The sequence below is a fragment of the Streptomyces sp. NPDC044921 genome, assembly GCF_056432865.1.
Window position 1 is genome coordinate 58,769 of sequence record NZ_JBWKIF010000003.1, and the last position, 21,793, is coordinate 80,561.

Here is a 21,793-nt window from a genome sequence, read left to right on the forward strand (position 1 = left end):
GCTGGGGGAGGACGCGGCCGGTTAGGGAAGGCCCGGGTTCCCGTGCGGGGGGCCCGGGCCTTCACCGTGTGGTGCCCCTGTGGACACGGACGCCCTGACCTGGGAATACTTGCCGGGCTGCGGCGCCGGCGGCAGCGGGCGGACAATCTCAGTAGCGACGACCTAGGCGGGGACTGACGTGCACGAGGGCGGCAACGACGACGGACACCGGGCCGGACCCGGTGAGTCCGCGGACGCCGGTGTGGCCGGAAGCGGTACGGCCGCAGGCGGTGTGGCCGGCAGCGGTGTGGACCGGCCCGCCTTCCTCGCGCTGGAGCGGGAACTGACCGTACTGCTGCGGCGGGCCCGGGCCAGCCAGGGCGAGATGGCCCGCGAGGTCCACCCCGACCTGGAGTCGTCCGCCTACGGGCTGCTCGTCCGGCTGGACGAGTGCGGCCAGCAGCGGGCCACCGAACTCGCCGCCTACATCGGCGTCGGCAAGGCGACGATGTCCCGCCAGCTGCGCGCCCTGGAGGAACTCGGCCTGGTCGCCCGCGAGCCGGACCCCGCCGACGGCCGTGCCTGGCTGGTCGCCCTCACCCAGGAGGGCCACGACCGCGTCCGCCGGGTCCGCGAGGCCCGGCGCGCCCGCTACGCCGGCCGCCTGGCCGACTGGGAGACGCGCGAGGTCACGGAACTGGCCCGGTTGCTGCACCAGCTCAACCGCGGCATGGAGAGGTAGCGGGTCCCTCAGAACTCGACGTACACGACCGTCGCGTCGTCGTGCCGCTTGCCGCGGCCGGTCAACGTCGTGGCGGCGTCCGCCCGTTCCAGCGTCCGCACCCGGTCCACGAGCGCCTGCGGTCCCTCCTTGCGCACGAGGTGGAAGCAGTCCGCCCAGCCGCCCTCCTCGAACCTCTCCACCCAGCGGGCGGCGCCGTCCGTCAGGGCGGCCAGGGCACGGACCCGGTGGCGGGGCACGGTCCCGGTCACCGCCCGGCCGGCCACCGCGGGGTCCGCGGCGGCGGTGAAGAAACCGCCCTCCTTGTTCCGCAGCGTCGCGTCCACCACCGCGTCCGTGGCCAGTGCCGAACGGGGCAGCAGGGCCAGCCGGTCGTCGAGGACGGGTGTGACCGCGCCGTCGGCGGACTCCAGGAGGAGGGCCGAGTCCGACAGGACGAGGTACTCCACCGTGTCCGGATTCCAGCGGGCCGCGACCACCGTGGCCTGGGGAGTGCGAGGGTGAGAAAGGTCACAGGTTGAAGCGTGTGCCTCGGCGGTACGCGCGATGGCGCGGGACAAGGCTTCGACCAGGGGAACATCCGGGAGTGAAACGGTCAGTTCGGTCAGTGCGCCACCGAGGCGAGCGGTGAACCAGGGGACGGAATGCAGACAGCCCGTCCCGGCCTTCGGCGGGGTCACCCCGTCCAGGACGACGAGTGAACCGCCCTGTCCTGAAGCCGGTAGCCCGACACTGGCGAAGTCCTCGTTGGGGCGGTCGGCGTCTCCCGGCTCCGAAGCGAGTTCAGTACGCATCCAGCCAGTCTGCACGAGCCCTTCACAAGGTCCGCAGAAGGCTGGCAATGGTCGCCGTACCGGCGCACCCGCGCAGGTCAGGCGCCTGGTTTGGGATGGAATGATTTGTTCCGGGAAGGCGCGGTGGCGAATACTGCCACCGCCCGCCCCCGGCGTCCAACCGGCGTGCCGCGCGAGGCCGCGGCAAGAGCCCGCGGAACTTGCCCCTCAACTCCCCTCCGGGGTTCACTCCTTCGGGTGGCGGGTCAGGTGATGCGCGTGCGCTGCCCACCGGCGCTGGGAGGGTCGGGAAGTGTACCGGGAGTACGCGCCAGTTGACGGAGCGTCATCCGGGCCCAAGGGTTCACGAGTCAGGAATGCGAGCACCGGTGCAGAAGTCGCGGCCTCGTCGCACAGGCAAGCAGACGGCCCCCGTTCAGGGCGCTGAGCCGACGCCCCCCACCGGCAAGGGCCGCCCCACACATGTCCGCAACCGGCTCATCGTGGCCGTGGCCGTGGTCGCCGCGGCCATCGCCGGTGCCGGCACCCCCTCGGTGCTGGCCGCCTCGGCCGAACTCCACGACTCCCAGGAACTGGTGACGCTCGCGGAGCAGACGCAGCACGCCCTCGCCCTCGCCCACTCCCTGGCCGACGAGCGCGACGAGGTCACCGCGTACATCGCGGCGGGCCGCCCCAAGTCCAAGGCGCCCTCCGAGCAGCACAGCGAGCGCGTCGACCGGCAGGTCGAGGAGCTGCGGGCCGACACCGACACGCCCGCCGCGCTCCGCTCGGGCCTCGACGGCATAGCGGCCGTGCGGCGAGCGGCGCTCACCGGCAAGAGCAGCGCACTCGAAGCGCACCAGGCGTACTCCGCCGCCATCACCGAACTCCACCGGCTCGCCGAGCAGCTGGCCGAGCAGACGCCGCCCCGCGCGGGGTCCGGCGGCCACGCCCTGGCCGAGCTGGACTCCGCCGTGCAGCAGGCCGCCGCGGCCCGCGGGCTGCTGCTCGCCGCGCTCAGCGTGCCGCGCGCCACCGAGACGGTCATCGACCCCGTCACCGGCCTGCCGACCGAGACCGCCACGTCCTCCGGCGCCGAGGCCCGGCAGCGCGACGCCCTGAGCGCCGCCGCCCAGCAGGCCCGGCTGCGCTCCGACGCGGCCCTGGCCGACTTCCGCGCCACCGCCCCCAAGGCGGCCCGCACCTCCTTCGACAACACGGTCACCGGCACCGAGGTCAACTCCGCCGAGAAGTACCTCGCCACCCTCACCGACCAGCCCTCGCTGTCCGGCGGCGAGCTGAACACCGACGCCAAGCGGCTGGAGACGGCCCTGTCCGCCCGGGTCGACCTGATGCGCGGCGTCGAGTCCGCCCTCTACGACCGCCGCACCAAGGACCTGGAGGCCCTGCGCGACGACGACGTCACCGCGCTGGAGATCCGCATCGCCGTCCTCGGCGCCCTGATGCTGCTGGCCGTCGGTGTGGCCACGGGCATGGCCCGCAGCCTCACCCGCCCGCTCGCCGTGCTGCGCCTGGGCACGAAGCGCCTCGCCGAGGCCGAGGACCCGGCGGCCGAGGAACCGGTGAGGTTCACCGGCCGCAACGACGAGTTCGCCCAGGTCGTCCGCTCCGTGAACGCCCTGCACGCCCACGCGGCCGCGCTCACCGAGCGGATCACCACGCTGGAGTCGGACCGCAAGCACCTCGTCGGCCAGCGCCAGAAGATGGCCGACGCGCGCGAGGAACTGCGCGGTCAGCTCGCCGAGTCCGCCGCCCAGCTGGAGCGGCTGCGCACGGCCATCGGCGGCACCTTCGTCAACCTCGCCCTGCGCACCCTCGGCCTGGTCGAGCGGCAACTGGCCGTCATCGAGAACCTGGAGGAGCGCGAGCAGGACCCCGACCGCCTCTCCACGCTGTTCAAGCTCGACCACTTCGCCACCGTCATGCGCCGGCACAGCGAGAACCTCCTCGTCCTCGCCGGCACCGAGCACGTCCAGCACGCCGCCGGGCCCGTGCCGCTGGTGGACGTCGTCCGCGCCGCGGTGAGTGAGATCGAGCGGTACGAGCGGGTCCGGATCGCCGCGCTGCCGCCGCACGCGCACATCGCCGGCTTCGCCGCCGACGACCTCTCGCACCTGCTGGCCGAACTCATGGAGAACGCCACCTCGTTCTCCCCGCCCGACCTGCCCGTGGAGATCTCCGGCTGGCTGCTGGAGAACGGCGAGGTGATGCTCTCCGTCCAGGACGAGGGCATCGGGATGACCGAGGGCCGGCTGGAGCGCCTGAACGCCCGCCTGTCCGACTTCGACCCGGAGGCGCCCTACGACCAGGAGGGCGAGGACGGCCTCGGCCTCGGCCTGTACGTCGTCGCCCGGCTCGCGCACCGCCACGGCGTGCGCGTCCAGCTGCGCGAGCAGAAGCAGGGCGGGGTCGCGGCGGTCGTCGTCCTGCCCCGGACCCTGCTGGCGGCGGCCCCGCCCGCGGCCGTCCCGGCCTCCGGACCGGTGGCCGGCGCCGCCCACTCCTTCTCCCTGCCGGGCGCCGACGCGGAGGCCAACTCCAACGTCCTGCACGGCCGCACGAGCGGCGGGGACCCGCTGGTGGTCCTGGCCGAGAAGGCGGTACGGCGGGAGGAGGCCGGCCAGGACGCGCCCGCGGCCGAGCACCCGGAACCGGCCGGGGCCGGGGAACCGCCCGCGGACGACGGGCCGGCAGCGGCCGAGACCCCTGCCGAGACCACCATGGAACTGCTGGCCCCGGCACCGCAGGAGGAGCCGGAGCCCACGCAGCACGAGAGCGCGGCCGACGACGGCGGTCCCGCCCCGCACGGGCCGGGCCCGCACGCTCACGAGACCCGCACGGGGGGTGCGGGCGGGAGCGCACACGCCGAAGGCGAGGCGGAGGCCGACGCCGAACACGAACGCGTCACCGACAAGGGCCTGCCCAAGCGCACGCCCAGGATCACCGCCCCGGCCACCGCTCCGCGCCAGCGCAGCGGCTCGGTCGACGCCGAGGCCCTGCGCCGCCGCCTCGGCGGCTTCCGCCAGGGGGCGCAGGCCGGCTACCGCGAGGTGGAGGCGGAGATCGCCGAGCAGACGGCCTCGCACCAGCGGCCGGACCTCGGCACATCTGGACCAGCTGATTCCGAAGAAGCCACGGGGGGCACAGTCGAGGAGGCAAGCAGTTGACCGCGCCCAGTACCTTCGGACTGATCGGACTGAGCAGTGAGGCCCGCAACCTGCACTGGCTGCTGACCAACCTCGTCGAGGAGGTGCCCGGCATCCTCTCGGTCGCCGTCGTCTCCTCCGACGGACTGCTTCTGCTGTCCTCCGACGCAGACCGCAACAAGGAGGCCCGGGAGGCCCTGCAGAGCCGCGGGACCCGTCCCACCGGCCCGCGCGGCTCCGCCGCCGACCTCGCCACCATCGTCTCGGGCATCGGCAGCCTGACCATCGGCGCCGCCAAGCTGATGGACTTCGGCGGGGTCAAGCACACCATGATCGCCATGGAGGAGGGCAGCCTGTTCGTCATGTCGATCAGCGACGGCTCGCTGCTCGGCGTGCACGGCTCGGCGGACTGCGACATGAGCGTCGTGGCCTACCACATGGCCCTGTTCGTCGGCCGGGCCGGCCACGTCCTGACGCCCGAACTCCGCAGCGAGCTCCGCAAATCCCTGGAGGAGTCCCAGACGACGGGGAGTGCCCGATGAGCAGTACGCCCAAGCAGCACCTCCCGGTCCGCGGCGGGGACCGCAAACCCGCCCGGGTCCGCCCCTACTCGCTCACCGGCGGCCGGACCCGCTTCGGCCACGTCCTCCTCGTGGAGACGTTCGTGGCCAGCACGGCGGCACTGGAGGCCCCGGAGGAGCGCAAGGAACTGACGAACGGCAACCTCTCCAGCCGCGTGATGCCGGAGCTGCGGGCCATCGTCGAACTGTGCCGCCGGATGCGTACGGTGGCCGAGATCGCCGCGCTGCTGAAGATGCCGCTCGGCGTGGTCCGCGTGCTCCTCAGCGACCTCGCGGACCAGGGAAAGATCCGTGTGTACGGAACGGGGACCGGCCACGGCACGGGCCGCCCGGACCGCGCTCTGCTGGAAAGGGTGCTGAGTGGACTCCGTCGTCTCTGACGCCGCTCACGGCGTCGCTGCTTCCTCCCCGTTCGCCCAGCCCGACGCGAGCATGCACGCCTGGGAGACCGACCGCACCCGGGCCCCCATAGCCACGAAGATCGTGGTGGCGGGCGGCTTCGGCGTGGGCAAGACCACGCTGGTCACCTCCGTCTCGGAGATCACGCCCCTGCAGACCGAGGCGCTGATGACCGAGGCGAGCGAGGCCACCGACGACCTCACCGCCACGCCGGGCAAGACCTCCACGACCGTCGCCATGGACTTCGGGCGCATCACGCTCGACGACGACCTGGTGCTCTACCTGTTCGGCACGCCGGGCCAGCAGCGCTTCTGGTTCATGTGGGACGACATCGTGCGCGGCGCGATCGGCGCCGTCGTGCTGGCGGACACCCGGCGGCTGAAGGACTGCTTCCCGGTCCTGGACTACTTCGAGAGCTCCGGGCTGCCGTACGTGGTCGCGGTCAACCACTTCGACGGCGCCGAGCTGTTCGAGCCGGAGGACGTGCGGGAGGCCTTGACCATCCCGCAACACATACCTGTCATGATCATGGACGCGCGTCGCCGGATCTCCGTGATCGAGACCCTCCTGGCCCTCGTCGGCCACGCGCTGGACGAAACCCCCGAGTAGAGGACAGCCCGCATGCGGAAGATACTCGTCGTCGGAGCCGGCCAGTCCGGTCTCCAGATCGCCCTCGGCCTCCAGTCGCAGGGGTACGAGGTCACCCTGATGTCGAACCGGACGGCGGACGAGATCCGCACCGGCCGGGTCATGTCGACGCAGTGCATGTTCCACACGGCCCTGCAGCACGAGCGCGACCTCCAGCTGAACTTCTGGGAGTCCCAGGCCCCGAAGATCGAAGGACTCGGTGTCTCGGTCGCCGCCCCCGGCTCCTGGGCCGAGGGCCCCGCCGCCCGGGCCATCGACTGGCTGGGCCGCCTCGACGGATACGCGCAGTCGATCGACCAGCGCGTGAAGATGGCCGGGTGGATGGAGACCTTCGCCCAGCGCGGCGGGCAGCTCGTCATCCACGGCGCGGCCGTCGGCGACCTCGACTACTTCTCCCGCACCTACGACCTGGTGCTGGTCGCGGCCGGCAAGGGCGAGCTGGTGCAGATGTTCGCCCGCGACCCGGAGCGCTCCCCGTACAGCGAGCCGCAGCGCGCACTGGCCGTGGCGTACGTCCACGGCCTCGGCCCGCGCCCCGAGCACCCGGACACCGAGGCGGTCCGCTGCAACCTGGTGCCGGGCGTCGGCGAGCTGTTCGTCATGCCGTGCCTGACCACCTCCGGCCGGGCCGACATCCTCTTCTGGGAGGGCATACCCGGCGGCCCGCTCGACGTCTTCGCCGGCGTCAAGGACCCCGCCGAGCACCTCTCCCTGACCCTGGAACTCATGGAGCGGTACGTCCCCTGGGAGTACGCGCGGGCCACCAAGGTCGAACTGACCGACGCCGGCGGCACCCTGGCCGGGCGCTACGCCCCCACCGTCCGCAACCCCATCGGCCGCCTGCCGGGCGGCGGCCTGGTGCTCGGCGTGGCCGACGTGGTCGTCGCCAACGACCCGATCACCGGGCAGGGCTCCAACTCCGCGTCCAAGTGCGCCGCCGCCTACCTCGCCTCGATCGTCGAGCACGGCGACAAGCCGTTCGACGAGGAGTGGATGCGGGCCACCTTCGACCGCTACTGGAACACCGCCCAGCACGTCACCAAGTGGACCAACGCGATGCTCGCGCCGCCGCCCGAGCACGTGCTGAACCTGATCGGCGCCGCCGGTGAGGTCCAGCCGGTCGCCGACCGCTTCGCCAACGGCTTCAACGACCCGGCCGACTTCGAGAACTTCTTCTACGAGCCGGAGAAGGCGCAGGCGTACCTGGTGGAGGCGTCGGGCGCGGGCGCCGCCTAGTCCGCTCCGCCCTCGTCACCGCCGTGGCCGTCGTAGCCCTCGTCGGACCCGTCCGTCGCGCCCTCGGGGAGCTCCGGCGGCTCGTACCGCCGCAAGGGCTTCCCGTCCGGGTCGGGGCGTACGGCGCCCAGGACGGGGTTCGCGGCGATCGGTGACACCTTCACCCTCGCGCCCGGCCGGGGCGCCTGGACGACCCTGCCGCCGCCGAGATACAGCGCCACGTGCGTGGCCTCCTCGAAGTACACGACCAGGTCGCCCGGGCGCAGCTCGTCCAGCTCGACCCGCTCCAGCCGCTTCCACTGCTCCTGGCTGGTGCGCGGGACGGGCGTGCCGGCCGCGGCCCAGGCCCGCGAGGTCAGGCCCGAGCAGTCGAACGACTCCGGGCCCTCCGCGCCCCACTCGTACGGCTTGCCGAGCTGCCGCAGGGCGTAGCGCACGGCCCGGTCGCCCTCGGCCGTCGGCCTGCGGACGGCGCCGGCGCTGCCGCCGGCGCCGAGCGCGCCGGACGCCACGAGCCGCTTCTGGGCCTTCGCGACGCCGTCCTCCTCCAACGCGGCGACGGCGGTGAGCTGGTCGTCGTCCAGGGAGGCGAGCAGTTCCTCGACGTCGTGCAGCCGCCCGCGGACCGTGTCGCGTTCCTTCTTGCGCCGCTCGGCGAGGGCGAGCTGCTCGTCGAGCGCCTCGCGGGCCTTGCGGGCGAGGTCCCGGGCCGTGCGTTCGCTGCCGGTCAGCCGGCCGACGGTGCCGGCCCGCTCCCGCGCGATCCGGCCGATCACCCGCCCCTGGTCCACCGCGCGTTCCGGGTCCCGGGCCAGCAGCAGGCGGACGTAGGGGGAGATGCCGGTGCTGCTCTGGTACTGCTGCCGGGCCAGCCGGCCGGCCGCGCCCCGGCTGTCGTGCAGGGAGAGCCGGGCGCGGGCGAGCGCGCGTTCCAGCCGGTCGGTCTCGGCGCGCTGCCTCTCCAGCTTCTCCTCGGTGGCGTTGTACGCCTCGGTGGCCTGTTCGGCCTCGCGGTACAGCCGCTGAAGGTCGGTCAGGAGGCGGGCGACGGAGGGCTGTTCCCCGTCCGGCTCGGGGGCGGCCGTGGCGGGTACGGGCGCGAGGGCCGTTCCGGCCGCCGTCGCCACGACGCAGACCAGACGCAGCAGGGTTCCTGACATGCCGTCACCTCCGATGCGGGGGCGGCCCTGTGCCGCCGGACACCGTGAGGATCGGGCGCGTGCGCGGGGAGCGCGCGGTGAGTGTGCGCGGTTCGGCGCAACGACGTCACCCGTCGGCGTCGTCCCGCTTGCCGGGCGGCGTGGCGTCTGGCTTCGTGGCGTCCGGCTTCGACCACGGCCAGTTGAGCCGGCGGGTGGGGGTGCCCTCCGGGGCGTAGGCGTACTTCCAGCGGTTCGTCAGGCCCACCTTGCCCGGCCCGCGGGGCACGCGCCGGTAGACCAGCACCGTGGGGGGTCCGCCGTGCGGGTCGGGGACGGGGATGCGGTAGGTCCTGGGCGGGTGGCCGGTGATGCCGAGCAGGACGGGCAGGACCCTGCCGTCCATGGGGCCGCCCTCGAAGGGGGTGTCTTCGCTCTTCACGGGATCAGTGTCAGACATCCTCGGCGAGGGCCAGGACCAGGGCGTCCGTCTGCGGGTCGCGGCGCGCGGTCACCGTCAGCATGGCGACGAACTGCTCCACGAGCCAGTCGCGGAGCTCCTCGGCGGGGGGCTCCTTGTCCTCGTCGAGCCAGATCAGCGACGACGCCTCGACGGCGGTGATCCACATGCGGATGGTCATGCGCAGGCGGGGGCCCGGGCCGGTGACGCCCAGGTGGCTGAGGATGTGCTCGGCCGCGACGCGGCGGACGCCGTCCACGATGGCGGTGGTGCGTGAGGTCTCGACGACGCTGCCGCCCTGGAGGAGGGCGCTGAAGCCGGCGTCGTGCTCGTCGACGAAGGCGAGGTAGCGGTCCAGGGCGCGGGACAGGCGGGGCAGGAGGGGGCCCTCGCGGGGTTCGTCGAAGCAGTGCTGGAGCTCGTCGGCGGCCGAGCGCAGGGCGGCCTCGTAGAGCTGCTGCTTGCCGCCGGGGAAGTACCGGTACACCAGGGGCCGGGACACGCCGGCCGCCTCGGCGACGTCGTCGAGGGAGACCTCCTCCGGCGCGCGGTGGGCGAACAGGCCCAGCGCGGCGGTGAGCAGCTGGCTGCGGCGCTCCTCGACGCTGAGTCGCCGGTAGGCGGGGGTGGGGGCGGCGGCTGGTGTCATGCTCCGCAGCGTAATCGGGCGGTCGGGGCGCTGCGTAGCGGTGGGTGGGGGCGTGCGGTGGTCCCCGGTGGTGGGGCCGGGTGCCTGCGGCGGCCTGTGCGGGCGGGTGGGGTGCGCGTTTCGCCTGACGGTGGGGGCGGGGCGGGGTCGCGCCGGGGGTGTCCGTCCTCGGAACGGCGCGATGGGGTCGGGTGCCGGCCGACTGCCCGTTGACCGGCCAACCGCTGCGGGTGCGGCCCGCTTCGCGTCCACGGGGGTGAAGTCGTCGGATGTGACCGGGCGGACCCGCGGCGCAGGAGTGGCCGACGATCCTCTCGGCGACGGCCGGTGTGGTGGGGGGAGTGTACGAGGTGGCCGAATCGCGGCCTTGCCGGACGAGTTGCCCCGGCTTCACCCTTTCAGGGTCGGTCATGACCATGAGGGGGGAAACGTGCCGTTCGGCCGGGATGACAGGCAGTCACTCCGTCGGATCAGCGAGCAACTGGGGTCGTTCACAGCCGATCTGGCCGCGGTGAAACAGCGGCTCACGGACCAGCAGCGCGCCGTCGACCGGATCCGGCACGACGACGTCAGCAGCTCCGTTGCGGCCATCGGCCAAGAGCTCGTGGCCATCAAGGACGCCATCGCCAGGCTCGACGACCGGCTGCTCGCCGTCTCCGCCCCGGCGACCGGCCCGGGCGCCGGGGCGGAGACGGCGCCCGACGGGGAGCCGGCGGCGGTCGTCACCCTGCGGGCCGCCGCCGGGATCTCCGCCGCTGCGCTGCACGCCCACCGCGACACCTGGGAGTTCCTCGTCAAGCACGCGGGGGCGGATCCCCACTTCCACGTCCCCGGCGTCGTCGCCGAGACGTGCGGGATGGTCGTCGCCCACCTGTCCGGACCCAGTCTCGTCGCCGTGCTCACCAGCCTCGACCTCGTCCGGCGCGACCCGGCGGCCGGGCTCGGTACGCAGGCCATCGCCCACCACCTGCACGAGCGCATCGGCGGCATCGTCCGGAGGATCGCCGAGGATCCGCGCAGCGGTTGCGCCGCCGACCCCGTGGTCATCCGGGTCGACGACCGTCCCGCACCCGAGGAGGACGAGGGCGGGCAGCGGTGACGGCCGGGCGCCCCGCCCGGGCTCTCACGCCAGCAGGCCCGAGGACTTCCACAGCCGGCGGCCCACGCCCCGCAGCACCCCGATGTCGTCGAGGAAGTCCGTGAGCCTCTTGGAGCCGGTCTGCATGACCTCGCGGCGGTGGCCGCTGGTCTTGACCTGGGCGAGGGCCTCCCGTTTGTCGAGGCCGACGTTCGTGTAGACCTCCGGGTTCACGAACGCCACCGAGAAGACCCGGGCGAACTCGCCGGAGGTGATGCGGGTGAACTCCTGGGACCACTTGGGGGCCGTCACCATCTGGCGGCGCAGTTCCTCGCGGGCGTAGCGGACGTGGCGGGCCTCCTCCACCACGTGGATGCGGGTCACGCCGCGGATCAGCGGCTGGACCCGCTCGTCCGGGAACGTCAGGCGCTGCATCCAGTCGAGGACCTCCTCACCCAGCAGGGTGGCCGTGAAGGAACCCGGCGTGGTGGAGATGGTCTTGAACAGGCGGCCCAGCTGCTGGTGGACGCGGCTGACCGGGTACCAGGGCGTGCCGCCGTGGGAGATCAGCCGGGCGAACATCTTGGAGTGGCGGCACTCGTCCTCGATCTCGGTGAGGGCGTAGCGGACGTGCGCGCTGGTGGCCGCCTTGTCGTAGATATGGCGGACCAGGAGCTGCATGAGGATGATCTCGAACCAGATGCCGAGGGAGGCGAGGGCGGCCGCCTCGTGCTGGGAGAGCAGGACGCGCTGCTCCTCGCTCATCCGCTTCCACAGCGGGGTGTCGTAGAGCGACACGAGCTCCGGGGGCCAGAACCACTTGCCCTCCTCGAAGGGCGCGTCCCAGTCCAGCTCCTTGTCCGGGTCGAAGGAGTGCTTGGCGGAGGAGTCGAGCAGCCGCTGGGCCACCTGCTCCCGGTCCTTCAGCAGGCCCAGGGCGTCGCGCAGGCCGTCGAGCGCGTCGGCTTCCGTCAGGGTCGTCATCGCTGCCCACCTCGTTGTGCACGCGTCACCGTCCCCATTTATGAGACTGCCTGTCAGCAAAGCCGTCAATCCCTCGTGCGCGACTTGTTGACCCGGCGTCTACTTCGTGTGAGCCTGCGGGACATGCCGAGCTTCGACCAGTACGCCATGGAATCGGAAGGGCCCGCCTGGCAGGTCCCGGCGACCGGCGCGGCCCGCTTCACCTGGGAGTACGACGACGGCCGCGACCGCCTCCTGGCCCTCTACCAGAAGGGCAAGGACAAGCAGTGGGACGGGCAGAAGCGGATCGACTGGGAGCTGGAGGTCGATCCGTACGACCCGCTGGGCACCCCGGACGAGGCCATGTCCCTGTACGGCACCCGCCACTGGGCCAAGCTGACGGAGAAGGACAAGGGGGAACTGCGCCGGCACTACGCCTCCTGGCAGTTCAGCCAGTTCCTGCACGGCGAGCAGGGCGCGATGATCTGCGCCGCCCGCATCGTGGAGTCCGCCCCCGACCTGGACGCGAAGTTCTACTCGGCGACCCAGACCATGGACGAGGCCCGGCACGCCGAGGTCTACGGCCGTTTCCTGCACGAGAAGATCGGCATGCTGTACCCGATCAACGACAGCCTCCAGTCCCTGCTGGGCGACACCCTGCGCGACTCCCGCTGGGACATGCCCTACCTGGGGATGCAGGTGCTGATCGAGGGCCTGGCGCTGGCCGCGTTCGGCATGATCAGGGACACCACGAACAAGCCCCTGCCGAAGCAGATCCTCGCCTACGTCATGCAGGACGAGGCCCGGCACGTGGCCTTCGGGCGGATGGCGCTGCGCGACTACTACCGGCAGCTCACGGACGCCGAGCTGCGGGAGCGCGAGGAGTTCGTGGTCGAGGGCTGCTACCTGATGCGCGACCGGCTGCGGGGTGTGGAGGTGCTGGAGAACTTCGGCGTCCCGAAGGCCGAGGCGGAGGCGTGCAGCGAGCAGTCCGAGTTCCTCGCCCTCTTCCGCAAGCTCCTGTTCAGCCGCATCGTGCCGTGCGTCAAGGACATCGGCCTGTGGGGCCCGCGCCTGCAGCGCGCCTACGTCGACATGGGCGTGCTGGAGATGGGCGACTGCGATCTGGAACTGCTCATGTCCCAGGACGAGGAGATCGCCGAGAAGCTGGACGCCGAGCGGTTCGCGGCGGAGGAGCGGGAACGGGTGGCGGAGGTGCGGGAGGCCATCGACGCCGGGCGGGAGGGCGACGGCTGAGCAGCGCGCCGGGTCAGGAACCGGGCGCGCGGTCGCGGGACTTCAGCACCGCCTCCATCACCGCCCGCGCGATCGGCGCCGCGTCGCCGCCGCCGCTGATCTCCCGGCGCTCCTCCTCCGCGTCCTCCACGACGACCGCGACCGCCACGCTCGGCGTCAGGTCGCGGGGCCCTTGCGCCCAGGAGATGAACCAGGCGTACGGCATCCCCGAGTTGGCGAGGCCGTGCTGGGCGGTGCCCGTCTTGCCCCCGACCTTCGCCCCGCGGATCGCGGCCCGGCGGCCGGTGCCCTCCTCCACGACCTCCCGCATCAGGGCGCGCAGCCGCACCGCGGTCGAGGGGTACATCGCCTGGCGCACCCCGCGGGAGCCGGCGGTGGCGAGGACGCTCCCGCCCGGCCGGGTCGTGCGCTCCACCAGATAGGGATCGCGCACCTGCCCGCCGTTGGCCACGGCCGCCGCGACCATCGCCATCTGCAGGGGCGTGGCGCGGGTGTTGTACTGCCCGATCGACGACAGGGCCAGCTGTGCCCGGTCGAGCGTGGCGTCGAAGGTGGATCGGGCCACCGGGAAGGGGACCGCCAGCTCGGCGTTGCCGAAGCCGAAGGCGTGGGCGGTGGCCGTCATGTCCCGCACGCCCACCTCCACGCCGAGCTTGGCGAACACCGTGTTGCAGGAGAGCCTGAACGCCGTGCGCACCGAGGCGTCCGCGCAGCCCCGGGACGCGTTCCTCAGCCGGGTCCGCGTCCCGGGCAGGGTGTACGGGTCGGGGGAGTCGGTCCGCGCGTCCAGGTCCGTGACCACACCGGCGTCCAGCGCGGCGGCCGCGGTGACGACCTTGAACGTGGAGCCCGGCGGGTACGTCTGCCGCACCGCCCGGTTGAGCATCGGGCGGTCCTCGTCCGCGGTGAGCCGTGCCCAGGCCCGGGCCGCCGCCGAGCCGTTCCCGGACAGCGGCTGGGGGTCGTAGGAGGGCGCGGAGACCAGGGCCAGGATCCGGCCGGTCGCCGGTTCCACGGCCGCGACCGCGCCCTTGAGACCCGCGAGCCCCTTGAACGCCGCCCGTTGCGCGGCCGGGTCGAGGGTCGTCTCGACGTGACCGCCGGAGCTGCGCGCCCGGGTGAAGTCGTTCCACAGCGGGAACGGCGCGAGCATCGGGTCCGAGCCGGACAGCACCCCGTCCTCGGCGTCCTCCAGCAGAGTCGTGCCGTAGAGCTGGGAGGCGAAGCCGGTGACCGGGGCGTACAACGGGCCGTCGGCGTAGGTGCGTTCGTAGCGCAGGTGCTCGCGGGTGTCCTTCGAGCCGGTGACGGGCCGGCCGCCGACCAGGATGTCGCCGCGGGGCCGTTCCCAACGGCTGATGTCCGGACGCCGGTTGGCCGGGTTGCGGTCGTACTCCGGGGCCTGGACGACCTGCACCCGGGCGGCGTTCACCAGCAGGGCCACCAGCAGCAGGGCGCAGAAGAAGCCGGCGTGCCGGATGTGCCGGCTCACCGCGGGTCCTGCCCGTCGTACTGCCGCCGGGCCGAGTCGCTCACCCGGACCAGCAGTGCCACGATCGCCCAGTTGGTGACCACCGACGAGCCGCCCTGGGCCAGGAACGGCATCGCCATGCCGGTCAGCGGGATCAGCCCCGTCACGCCGCCCGCGATCACGAACACCTGCAGCGCCACGAGCGAGGCCAGTCCGACCGCGAGCAGTCGGCCGAAGGGCTCGCGCAGGGCGAGTCCCACCCGGTAGCCGCGCTCCACCAGCAGGCCGTAGAGGAGGATGACCGCGGACAGACCGGCCAGGCCCAGTTCCTCGCCCGCCGTGGCCAGGATGAAGTCCGACTTCACCGCGAAGCCGATGAGGACGGAGTGGCCGAGGCCGAGACCCGTGCCCAGCAGACCGCCCTCGGCGAAGGCGAACAGCGACTGCGCGAGCTGGTTCGCGCCCTGGCCCGCCTCGATCGACGCGAACGGGTGCAGCCACGTCTCGATCCTGCCGTGCACGTGCGGCTCCAGCCGCCCGACCGCGACCGCGCCCAGCGCCGCCAGCAGCAGCCCCACGGCGATCCAGCCGGTGCGGCCGGTGGCCACGTACAGGAGGACCAGGAACAGGCCGAAGAAGAGCAGCGAGGTGCCCAGGTCGCGTTCCAGGATCAGCACGCCCACGCTCACCAGCCAGACGGCCACGACCGGGCCGAGGACCCGGCCGGTGGGCAGCTGGAGCCGCCAGACACGGCGGCCGGCGCAGGCCAGGGCGTTGCGGTTCGCGGCCAGGTACGCGGCGAAGAACACCGCCAGCAGCACCTTCGCGAACTCACCCGGCTGGATGGAGAACCCGGCGACCCGGATCCAGATCCGGGCCCCGTTCACCGCCGGGAACAGGATCGGCAGGGTCAGCAGCACCAGCGCGGCGACGACGCTGACGTAGGTGTAGCGCTGCAGGACCCGGTGGTCGCGCAGCAGCAGGACGACCAGGATGAACAGGGCCACTCCCAGCGTCGACCACACCAGCTGGGCCGGTGCCGCCCGGTCGCCCGGGGTCTCCAGGTCGAGCCGGTAGATGAGCACCAGGCCCAGGCCGTTGAGCAGCACGCCGATGGGCAGCAGCAGGGGATCGGCGTAGGGGGCGCGCAGGCGGACGGCCAGGTGGGCCAGCAGCGCGAGCACGCCGAGCCCGGCGCCGTAGCCGGCGGCACCGGGCGGAAGCGCCCCCTGCCGGGCGAGGCCCACGGCGCAGTAGCCGTACACGGACAGCAGTACGGCCAGGACGAGGAGGGCGAGTTCGACGCCCCGGCGCCGGGGGAGGCGGCGGACGGCGGGCGCGGGCGGGTCCGCCGTCGCCACGGTGATTCCGGCCTTGCTCATGTCCGGAACCTACCCAAACAGTGCGTCTTGTGTGCCTTTGAGTGACGGAGTGTCAGCACCAGCGTGGAGCGGGGCCGATGTTGTCGATGTGGCGGGCCGCGCCCCAGGCCCACGTGCCGTCCGCGAGCAGGTACCAGAGCGGATTGCCCTTGACGGACTGGCCGCCGGTCTTGCAGAAGATCTTGACGACCTCGCCCTTGTGGGCGTACCGGATGATCTGCGAACCGCGGTTCGGGGCGCTGCGCAGCGCCAGTCTGTTCGCCGTGACGACGCCCTTGTAGAGGTGCTTGCCGTGGTGGCCGTGGTGGTCGCCGTTGCCGCCGGCCGGGTCGTACTGGTGGTGGCCGTTGCCGCCGGACGGGTCCCAGTCGTCGTGCGCGGCGGCGGCGGGCGTGACGGCGGCCGCGGCGGCGAGGAAGCCGACGGCGGTGACTATGCAGAGGCGGGAGCGCAGGGACATGGGGTTACCTCCATGTGGGGGCGAAAGTGCCGAAGCTGACTATTCGCCACATTAGGAGCGACCCGACCGGCACGCCCCTCACAGTGGGCCATAGGAGGACCGGCCCGGGCGCTCAGTCCGCCGGCAGTTCGAGCGTCGCCACCGCCCCGCCGTCCGGCGCGTTCGCGAACTCCAGCCGCGCCCCCAGCACCTCCGCCTGCCCCAGCGCGATGGTCAGCCCGAGCCCGTGCCCCCGGGCGCCCCCCTCCGTGCGGAACCGCTGCGGCCCGTGCGCCACCAGGTACTCCGGGAAGCCGTCCCCGTGGTCCCGCACGGTGATCACCGGGCCGTCCACCGTCAGCACCACCGGCCCCCGCCCGTGCTTGTGCGCGTTCGCCACCAGGTTGCCCAGCACCCGCTCCAGCCGCCGCCGGTCCGTCTCCACGGCCACGTCCCGCACGACGACGACCCGCGTACCGCTCCCCGAGGCGCGCACCACCCGCTCGGCCAGCGGCCCCAGCTGCTCGGTGTCCAGCTCCAGCCGCTCCCGCCCGGTGTCCAGCCGCGAGATCTCCAGCAGGTCCTCGGTGAGCGTGCGCAGCGCCGCCACCCGGTCGCGCACCAGCTCCGTCGGCCGGCCCGGAGGCAGGAGCTCGGCCGCCGCGTGCAGCCCCGTCAGCGGGGTGCGCAACTCGTGCGCGACGTCCGCGGTGAACCGCTGCTCGGCGAGCAGCTTGCCCTGCAGCGACGCGGCCATGGAGTCCAGCGCGGCGGCGACCGCGGCCACCTCGTCCTGCGGGCGCGCCCACACCTTGGAGCGAGCCGCGTCCTTCCTCCGCGCGGAATCCCTGCGGCGGTCCCGCTTCTTGGAGCGGGCTGGATGTCGCGAGCGGGCTGGACCCTGTGAGGGGTCCTGGGCTTGTGAGCGGTCCGGGGCCTCTGAGCGGTCCAGGGCTTGTGAGCGGTCCGGGGCCTGTGAGCGGTCCGGATCCTGGGGGGCAGTCGGACGTCGGGGTCCGGTCGGCTTCTGCGGTGGTGTCGGCTCCTGCGGTTGTCGCGGCTCCCGCGACCGAGTCGGATCCTTCGGGCGGGCCGGGATTCCCAGCCTGGTGAGGGGGCTGTTGCGGGGTCCGGTGCGGGGACGGGTGCGGGGGTCGTTCACCCGCGCGTCCAGGTCGCCCGCGCTGATCCGCCGGGCCACCAGCGCCGTGGTGTGCAGCCGCCGCGTCACCCGCGTCACCGCGAACGAGCCGACCAGCAGCGTCGCTCCGATCGCCAGTCCCGACGACCACAGGATCGCCCGGTCCAGACCGTCGATGGTGCGCGCCTGCTGCGAGTAGTCCACCGCCACCGCCAGGGCCCGGCCCCCGTCCACGGGCCCCGCCGCCCACATCACGGGGCGCCCCTCCAGGTCGGCGACCATCGTGCCGCGGTCCCCGGAGACCGCCAGCTCCCGCAGCGACCCGGGCAGCCCCGGCGGATCCACCCCGGCGCCCCGGCGCAGAGTGTCCCCGGCCTCGTACCGCTCGGTCGCCTGGGCCAGCCGCTGCAGCGCCTGGCCGCGGGCCTCGTCGACGGTCTGCTTCGTCACCTGCACGTGGACCAGGACCCCGAGCAGCGCGGCCAGCGCGCAGCACATCACCGTGATGAAGACGGCGGCCTTCACGGCGAGCGTCCCGGACCACCGGGGCAGCAGGGTTCTCATCCGCCGCTCGCGGAGGGTGAGACCGACGGGCCCGGCCGGCCGGAGGACGTGGCGGACGGTGCGGCGGACGGGTGCCGGGAGGGTCCGCGCGGGCCGGTGCGCAGCATCTCGTCGTGGGTGAGGAGCATGGCCCGCTGGTCCCGGTCCCAGGTCCACTGCAGGCGGTACTCGTACCCCGCCACCTCGGACGGCGACCGGATGACCAGGGAACGCCCGGCCAGCTCGACACCGCTGAGCGCGTCCTCCCACGCCATCACCTGCATGAGCCGGTGCTTGTCGACGGTGTAGACGCGCACGGCCGTCGTCTTGCCGGGCAGCAGCCGGAAGCCCAGCGTCAGGTCGTCCCGCCCGTCGCCGGTCAGGTCCCGGTAGTACGGCCGCAGGACAGGGCACTTCCCGCGCCCCGGGCCGTTCGCGCAGTCGGCCATCCGATGGTTGGTGTCGCGGTAGGGCGACTCGTCGCCGGCGTAGTCGCCGGGATCCGCTTCGATCTCGGCCCGGACGATCCCGACCGGGTCCACCCGGCGGATGTCGCCGTCGGCGGGGACGTGGACGCCCTTGACCGCTTCCGTGTTCACCTCGCCGATCTCGAAGGCCGGGCTGGACGCCGGGGTCAGCTCCGGCCAGAGCCGCACCGGGCCGACCGCCGTCGGGGTCGCCCCCGCGCCCTCCAGCTCCCCGGCGTCCCCGCAGCCCACGGCGACGGCCAGCACCAGCAGGCCGACGAGGGCCCGCAGCACGCCCCGCCCGACCCGGCGTCCACGCGTGCCGGCCCAGCCACCACCCGGGCCGCTCTCCCCTCGACCCCAACCTGCTCCGCGCGCCCCCGGGCCTGGTCCGTCTTCGCCCGGGCCTGGTCCGTCTCCGCCCCACCCCGGCCCGTCTCCGCCCGGGACGCAGTCGACTCCGCCCCACCCCGGCCCGTCTCCGCCCGGGACGCAGTCGACTCCGCCCCACCCCGGCCCGTCTCCGCCCGGGAGGAAGTCGCCTCCGCCCCGGCCCGGTCCGTACGCGCCCGGGTGGGTCCCGCCCCGGTCCGGGCGGGCGCCGCCCTCCCGCCAGGCGCCACCGGACTCGTGCGCACCGAGCCCGCCTCCGGCCACGCTGGATCCCCGCACCCACGGGCCGAAGCGGCTTCCGGGGCGGCTTCGGCGGCTGCGGGGCACTGCACTCCTACGGTTCACGGTTCCTCACGTGGCGCGGACACGACCGTCGGCCGCGTACACCTTATTCGCGGGGAAGTCCCATTTGCGCGCGAGGGACCCGTGTGCCGTGCTACTCGGTCAGCTCCTCCAGCAGCCGGGCCGTGACCAGCCCGGCCCGCAGGTACTCGACGAACAGGTCGTTGTGGAGCGCCCACGGCGAGCGGCGGTCCCGGATGAGCCGGATGGCCGCCTCGGCCGAGCTGCCCCGGCGCATCAGCGCGTGCGCGACGACCAGGCCGGAGCGGTTGTAGCCGTGGAAGCAGCGGACCAGGACCGTACGGCCCTCGTCCAGCGCCTCGCACGCGGCCTCCGCGAGCCGGATCACCCCGGCCAGCTGCGTGCCGTCCAGCGGTCCGTCGGGGATCGGCCACACCTGGTGCGGAACGCCCGGATCCGGCCCGTGCCCGGGCAGCCGCAGCAGTGTCTGCACGAGGTCGAACTCGTCCCGTACGACGGCGAACTCCGTGTGGCTTAGGGACCCCGTGTACTCGTGACCACCCATCCACAGCCCGGGGACGACCTCGTTCCACGGGCTCTGCGGAGCCGGCACATCGGGTTTGCTGCGGGTACGCAACGCTGCCTCCCCACCCTCACCGCCCGAGGGCCCCGCGCGGCGCCGACCAGGCACGGTGTCCCGCGGCGGCGGTTCGGCAGGGCCCAACTCCTCCCCACGGTATCCGGGTTCTTGCACCGGCAGCACCCCGCCTGTTCCCATGGTCGGGGGTGATGCTGCATGGACGGACTGCGTGTCGTACCGACCTGGCGGCACGGCCGCGAGCGGCTCTACGTCTGCCTCCCGGACGGCAGGAACATCGCCTGGTACGACCGTGAGGCGGCCCGGGTCAACCTGCTCGGCGCGGACCGCGAGGACGACGTCATGCGGGCCCTCGGCCCCTTCATCACCGGCCCGGTCACGGTCGGACCGCCCCCCGTGCCCACCCCGGCCGAGCTGGCCCGCCTCACCCTCCACCCCGACGACGACCTGGCCCCCAACCGCCCCGGCGAGGCCCTCCTCGTCGCCCTCGACCGCGACCCCGGCCCGGCCCGCAGGCTGCGGCCCGATCCGCGGCGGCGGGCCCTGGAGGCCGAGCAGACGGTCGGGGAGGCCCTGGACCGGCTGGACGGCGCGGGCTGGCACGCCCTGCACTCGGTGCCCCTGCCCGGCGGCGACCGCATCCACCACCTGCTGATCGGCCCCGGCGGCCTGTTCGCCCTGCACACGCTGCACGCCCGCAGGCACCGCGTGACCGTCGCCGACCCCCTGGTCGCCGTGGGCCGCCGCGACCCCCACCCCCTGCTGCGCGGCGTCCGCGCCGCCGCCGACCGGGCCTCCTACGCGCTGACGGCCGAGGTCCGCCCGGTCCTCGTCCTGGTCGACCCGGCGGCCGTGACCGTCCCCGCGGCCCCCCGCGAGGTCCGCGTCCTGACCGGCACGCAGCTGGACGCCCTGTCCCACCAGGGCGGCGTCCTGAAACCGGCGGACGTGGAGGCACTGCACGCGATGGCCCGTGACCGGAACACGTGGGAAAGGGTCTGACGGGCTCCCCGCCCCCCCCCGCACGCCCCGCCCGCCCCAGGACCGGCTACGGCAGCTCCCCGGCCCGCTCCCCGTCGAGCAGCGGTGCCAGCAGGTCGCCGAAGTCCTGCAGCCGCGGCGCGATGTCGCGCGCGTGGAAGTCCAGCGTGCCGGGCGTCCGGCACTCCTCGATCTCCTCCCAGGTGACCGGCGCGGAGACGGTCGGCTCGGCCCGGGCCCGCAGGGTGTACGGCGTCGCCGTGGTCTTGCGGGCGGCGTTCTGGCTCCAGTCGACGAACACCTTCCCGGGGCGCAGGCTCCTGGTCATCCGGTGCAGCGCCAGCCGCGGCATGGCCTTCTCGGCCTCCACGGCCAGCTGTTTGGCGTACTCGGACACCCGCTCGGAGGAGGCCCCGCGCACGGCGGCGAGCAGGTGCAGCCCCTTCGAGCCGGAGGTCTTGCCGTAGGTCTCGATGCCGTCGCGTGCCAGTCGCTCCCGCAGCCACAGGGCGACCTCGCAGCACTGCACGATGCTCGCCGGCGCCCCCGGGTCCAGGTCGAAGACGATCCGGTCGGCCTCCTCCGGTGTGCCGACCAGCCACTGGTGGGTGTGGAACTCGGCGACCAGGTTGGCCGCCCACATCAGGCTCGGCAGGTCCTGCACCAGCACCATCCGTGAGGGCCCCTCCACCCGCGGCACCTCGGCGGTCACGACCCACTCGGGCGTACCCGGCGGCACGTTCTTCGTGAAGAACACCTGCCCGTCCGGCCCGTCCGGATACCGCAGGAAGGACACCGCCCGGTCCCGCAGGTGCGGCAGCAGGACCTCGGCGACGGTCGCGTAGTAGTGCAGCACCTCGCCCTTGGTGAAGCCACTGGCGGGATACAGCACCTTCTCCAGATTGCTGAGCGCGAGCCGTCGCCCCTCCACCACTGTGATAGGCGCCATACGATAAGAATCCCACGCAAACCGTGACGAACACTCCCGAGCGTGACCGGAAGGG

Annotated in this window: 21 protein-coding genes; 9 read left to right on the top strand and 12 right to left on the bottom strand. The window is 73.4% G+C overall.

The genetic code is table 11. The annotated features are described in order from the left end of the window. Positions 1-178 precede the first annotated feature (178 nt). Entirely contained in the window at positions 179-721 is a 543-nt protein-coding gene (locus AC07DA_RS05395) for a MarR family winged helix-turn-helix transcriptional regulator (RefSeq protein WP_479124828.1), read from the top strand. An 8-nt stretch (positions 722-729) separates the two neighbouring features. On the opposite strand, the gene AC07DA_RS05400 is transcribed toward AC07DA_RS05395, so the two are convergent. Continuing rightward, on the bottom strand, positions 730-1,515 hold the full coding sequence (locus tag AC07DA_RS05400) for a protein phosphatase 2C domain-containing protein (protein ID WP_479124830.1): 786 nt from the start codon (positions 1,513-1,515) through the stop codon (positions 730-732). A 368-nt stretch (positions 1,516-1,883) separates the two neighbouring features. Here AC07DA_RS05400 and AC07DA_RS05405 point away from each other — a divergent pair, with 368 nt between their 5' ends. Genes AC07DA_RS05405 through AC07DA_RS05425 form a run of 5 tightly spaced genes read left to right on the top strand, consistent with a single transcriptional unit; the run spans position 1,884 to position 7,525 of the window. Then, the gene (locus tag AC07DA_RS05405; RefSeq protein ID WP_479124832.1) at positions 1,884-4,682 is read left to right on the top strand and encodes a sensor histidine kinase; all 2,799 of its coding nucleotides are present in this window, start codon (positions 1,884-1,886) and stop codon (positions 4,680-4,682) included. Further along, positions 4,679-5,203 carry a roadblock/LC7 domain-containing protein gene (locus tag AC07DA_RS05410; protein ID WP_479124834.1) on the top strand — a complete coding sequence of 175 codons (525 nt, stop codon included), beginning with the start codon at positions 4,679-4,681 and terminating at the stop codon, positions 5,201-5,203. The genes AC07DA_RS05405 and AC07DA_RS05410 overlap by 4 nt, the downstream gene beginning before the upstream one ends. Further along, positions 5,200-5,622 carry a DUF742 domain-containing protein gene (locus tag AC07DA_RS05415; RefSeq protein WP_479124836.1) on the top strand — a complete coding sequence of 141 codons (423 nt, stop codon included), beginning with the start codon at positions 5,200-5,202 and terminating at the stop codon, positions 5,620-5,622. The genes AC07DA_RS05410 and AC07DA_RS05415 overlap by 4 nt, the downstream gene beginning before the upstream one ends. After that, positions 5,603-6,250 (top strand): GTP-binding protein, encoded by a 648-nt coding sequence (locus AC07DA_RS05420; protein ID WP_479124838.1) that lies wholly within the window; start codon positions 5,603-5,605, stop codon positions 6,248-6,250. The genes AC07DA_RS05415 and AC07DA_RS05420 overlap by 20 nt, the downstream gene beginning before the upstream one ends. A 12-nt stretch (positions 6,251-6,262) precedes the next feature. Continuing rightward, positions 6,263-7,525 carry a styrene monooxygenase/indole monooxygenase family protein gene (locus tag AC07DA_RS05425; RefSeq protein ID WP_479124840.1) on the top strand — a complete coding sequence of 421 codons (1,263 nt, stop codon included), beginning with the start codon at positions 6,263-6,265 and terminating at the stop codon, positions 7,523-7,525. On the opposite strand, the gene AC07DA_RS05430 is transcribed toward AC07DA_RS05425, so the two are convergent. The 3 genes from AC07DA_RS05430 to AC07DA_RS05440 form a co-directional block, all read right to left on the bottom strand. Next, positions 7,522-8,685 (bottom strand): C40 family peptidase, encoded by a 1,164-nt coding sequence (locus AC07DA_RS05430; RefSeq protein ID WP_479124842.1) that lies wholly within the window; start codon positions 8,683-8,685, stop codon positions 7,522-7,524. The two genes, AC07DA_RS05425 and AC07DA_RS05430, sit on opposite strands and share 4 nt — an antisense overlap. Positions 8,686-8,791: 106 nt before the next feature. Continuing rightward, the gene (locus tag AC07DA_RS05435; RefSeq protein WP_479124844.1) at positions 8,792-9,106 is read right to left on the bottom strand and encodes a hypothetical protein; all 315 of its coding nucleotides are present in this window, start codon (positions 9,104-9,106) and stop codon (positions 8,792-8,794) included. A gap of 10 nt (positions 9,107-9,116) precedes the next feature. Further along, positions 9,117-9,773 carry a TetR/AcrR family transcriptional regulator gene (locus tag AC07DA_RS05440; protein WP_479124846.1) on the bottom strand — a complete coding sequence of 219 codons (657 nt, stop codon included), beginning with the start codon at positions 9,771-9,773 and terminating at the stop codon, positions 9,117-9,119. 511 nt (positions 9,774-10,284) lie between these two features. On the opposite strand from AC07DA_RS05440, the gene AC07DA_RS05445 reads away from it, so the two are divergent. Continuing rightward, entirely contained in the window at positions 10,285-10,872 is a 588-nt protein-coding gene (locus AC07DA_RS05445) for a hypothetical protein (protein WP_479124848.1), read from the top strand. 24 nt (positions 10,873-10,896) lie between these two features. Here AC07DA_RS05445 and AC07DA_RS05450 read toward each other — a convergent pair whose 3' ends face one another. Then, positions 10,897-11,835, bottom strand: a complete 939-nt coding sequence (locus tag AC07DA_RS05450; protein WP_479124850.1) for an AurF N-oxygenase family protein — start codon at positions 11,833-11,835, stop codon at positions 10,897-10,899. Between the two features lie 123 nt (positions 11,836-11,958). Here AC07DA_RS05450 and AC07DA_RS05455 point away from each other — a divergent pair, with 123 nt between their 5' ends. Further along, a complete protein-coding gene (locus AC07DA_RS05455) occupies positions 11,959-13,071 on the top strand; it encodes a ferritin-like domain-containing protein (protein ID WP_479124852.1) in 1,113 nt (370 codons plus the stop codon). Positions 13,072-13,084: 13 nt separating this feature from the next. Here the strand turns inward: AC07DA_RS05455 and AC07DA_RS05460 are convergent, their stop codons facing one another. The 6 genes from AC07DA_RS05460 to AC07DA_RS05485 all read right to left on the bottom strand — a co-directional run bounded on the left by AC07DA_RS05460 (position 13,085) and on the right by AC07DA_RS05485 (position 19,847). Then, a complete protein-coding gene (locus AC07DA_RS05460) occupies positions 13,085-14,563 on the bottom strand; it encodes a penicillin-binding transpeptidase domain-containing protein (RefSeq protein ID WP_479124853.1) in 1,479 nt (492 codons plus the stop codon). Beyond that, positions 14,560-15,924 carry an FtsW/RodA/SpoVE family cell cycle protein gene (locus AC07DA_RS05465; RefSeq protein WP_479124855.1) on the bottom strand — a complete coding sequence of 455 codons (1,365 nt, stop codon included), beginning with the start codon at positions 15,922-15,924 and terminating at the stop codon, positions 14,560-14,562. The genes AC07DA_RS05460 and AC07DA_RS05465 overlap by 4 nt, the downstream gene beginning before the upstream one ends. A 52-nt stretch (positions 15,925-15,976) precedes the next feature. After that, the gene (locus tag AC07DA_RS05470; RefSeq protein ID WP_479124857.1) at positions 15,977-16,384 is read right to left on the bottom strand and encodes an SH3 domain-containing protein; all 408 of its coding nucleotides are present in this window, start codon (positions 16,382-16,384) and stop codon (positions 15,977-15,979) included. A 112-nt stretch (positions 16,385-16,496) separates the two neighbouring features. Further along, positions 16,497-18,068, bottom strand: a complete 1,572-nt coding sequence (locus tag AC07DA_RS05475) for an ATP-binding protein (protein ID WP_479124859.1) — start codon at positions 18,066-18,068, stop codon at positions 16,497-16,499. Beyond that, positions 18,065-18,808 carry a hypothetical protein gene (locus AC07DA_RS05480; RefSeq protein ID WP_479124861.1) on the bottom strand — a complete coding sequence of 248 codons (744 nt, stop codon included), beginning with the start codon at positions 18,806-18,808 and terminating at the stop codon, positions 18,065-18,067. The genes AC07DA_RS05475 and AC07DA_RS05480 overlap by 4 nt, the downstream gene beginning before the upstream one ends. A 535-nt stretch (positions 18,809-19,343) precedes the next feature. Beyond that, positions 19,344-19,847 (bottom strand): protein-tyrosine phosphatase family protein, encoded by a 504-nt coding sequence (locus AC07DA_RS05485; protein ID WP_479124863.1) that lies wholly within the window; start codon positions 19,845-19,847, stop codon positions 19,344-19,346. Between the two features lie 159 nt (positions 19,848-20,006). Here AC07DA_RS05485 and AC07DA_RS05490 point away from each other — a divergent pair, with 159 nt between their 5' ends. Further along, a complete protein-coding gene (locus tag AC07DA_RS05490) occupies positions 20,007-20,810 on the top strand; it encodes a nuclease-related domain-containing protein (RefSeq protein ID WP_479124865.1) in 804 nt (267 codons plus the stop codon). Positions 20,811-20,856: 46 nt separating this feature from the next. Here the strand turns inward: AC07DA_RS05490 and ligD are convergent, their stop codons facing one another. Then, a complete protein-coding gene (ligD, locus tag AC07DA_RS05495) occupies positions 20,857-21,738 on the bottom strand; it encodes a non-homologous end-joining DNA ligase (protein ID WP_479124867.1) in 882 nt (293 codons plus the stop codon). Positions 21,739-21,793 lie beyond the last annotated feature (55 nt).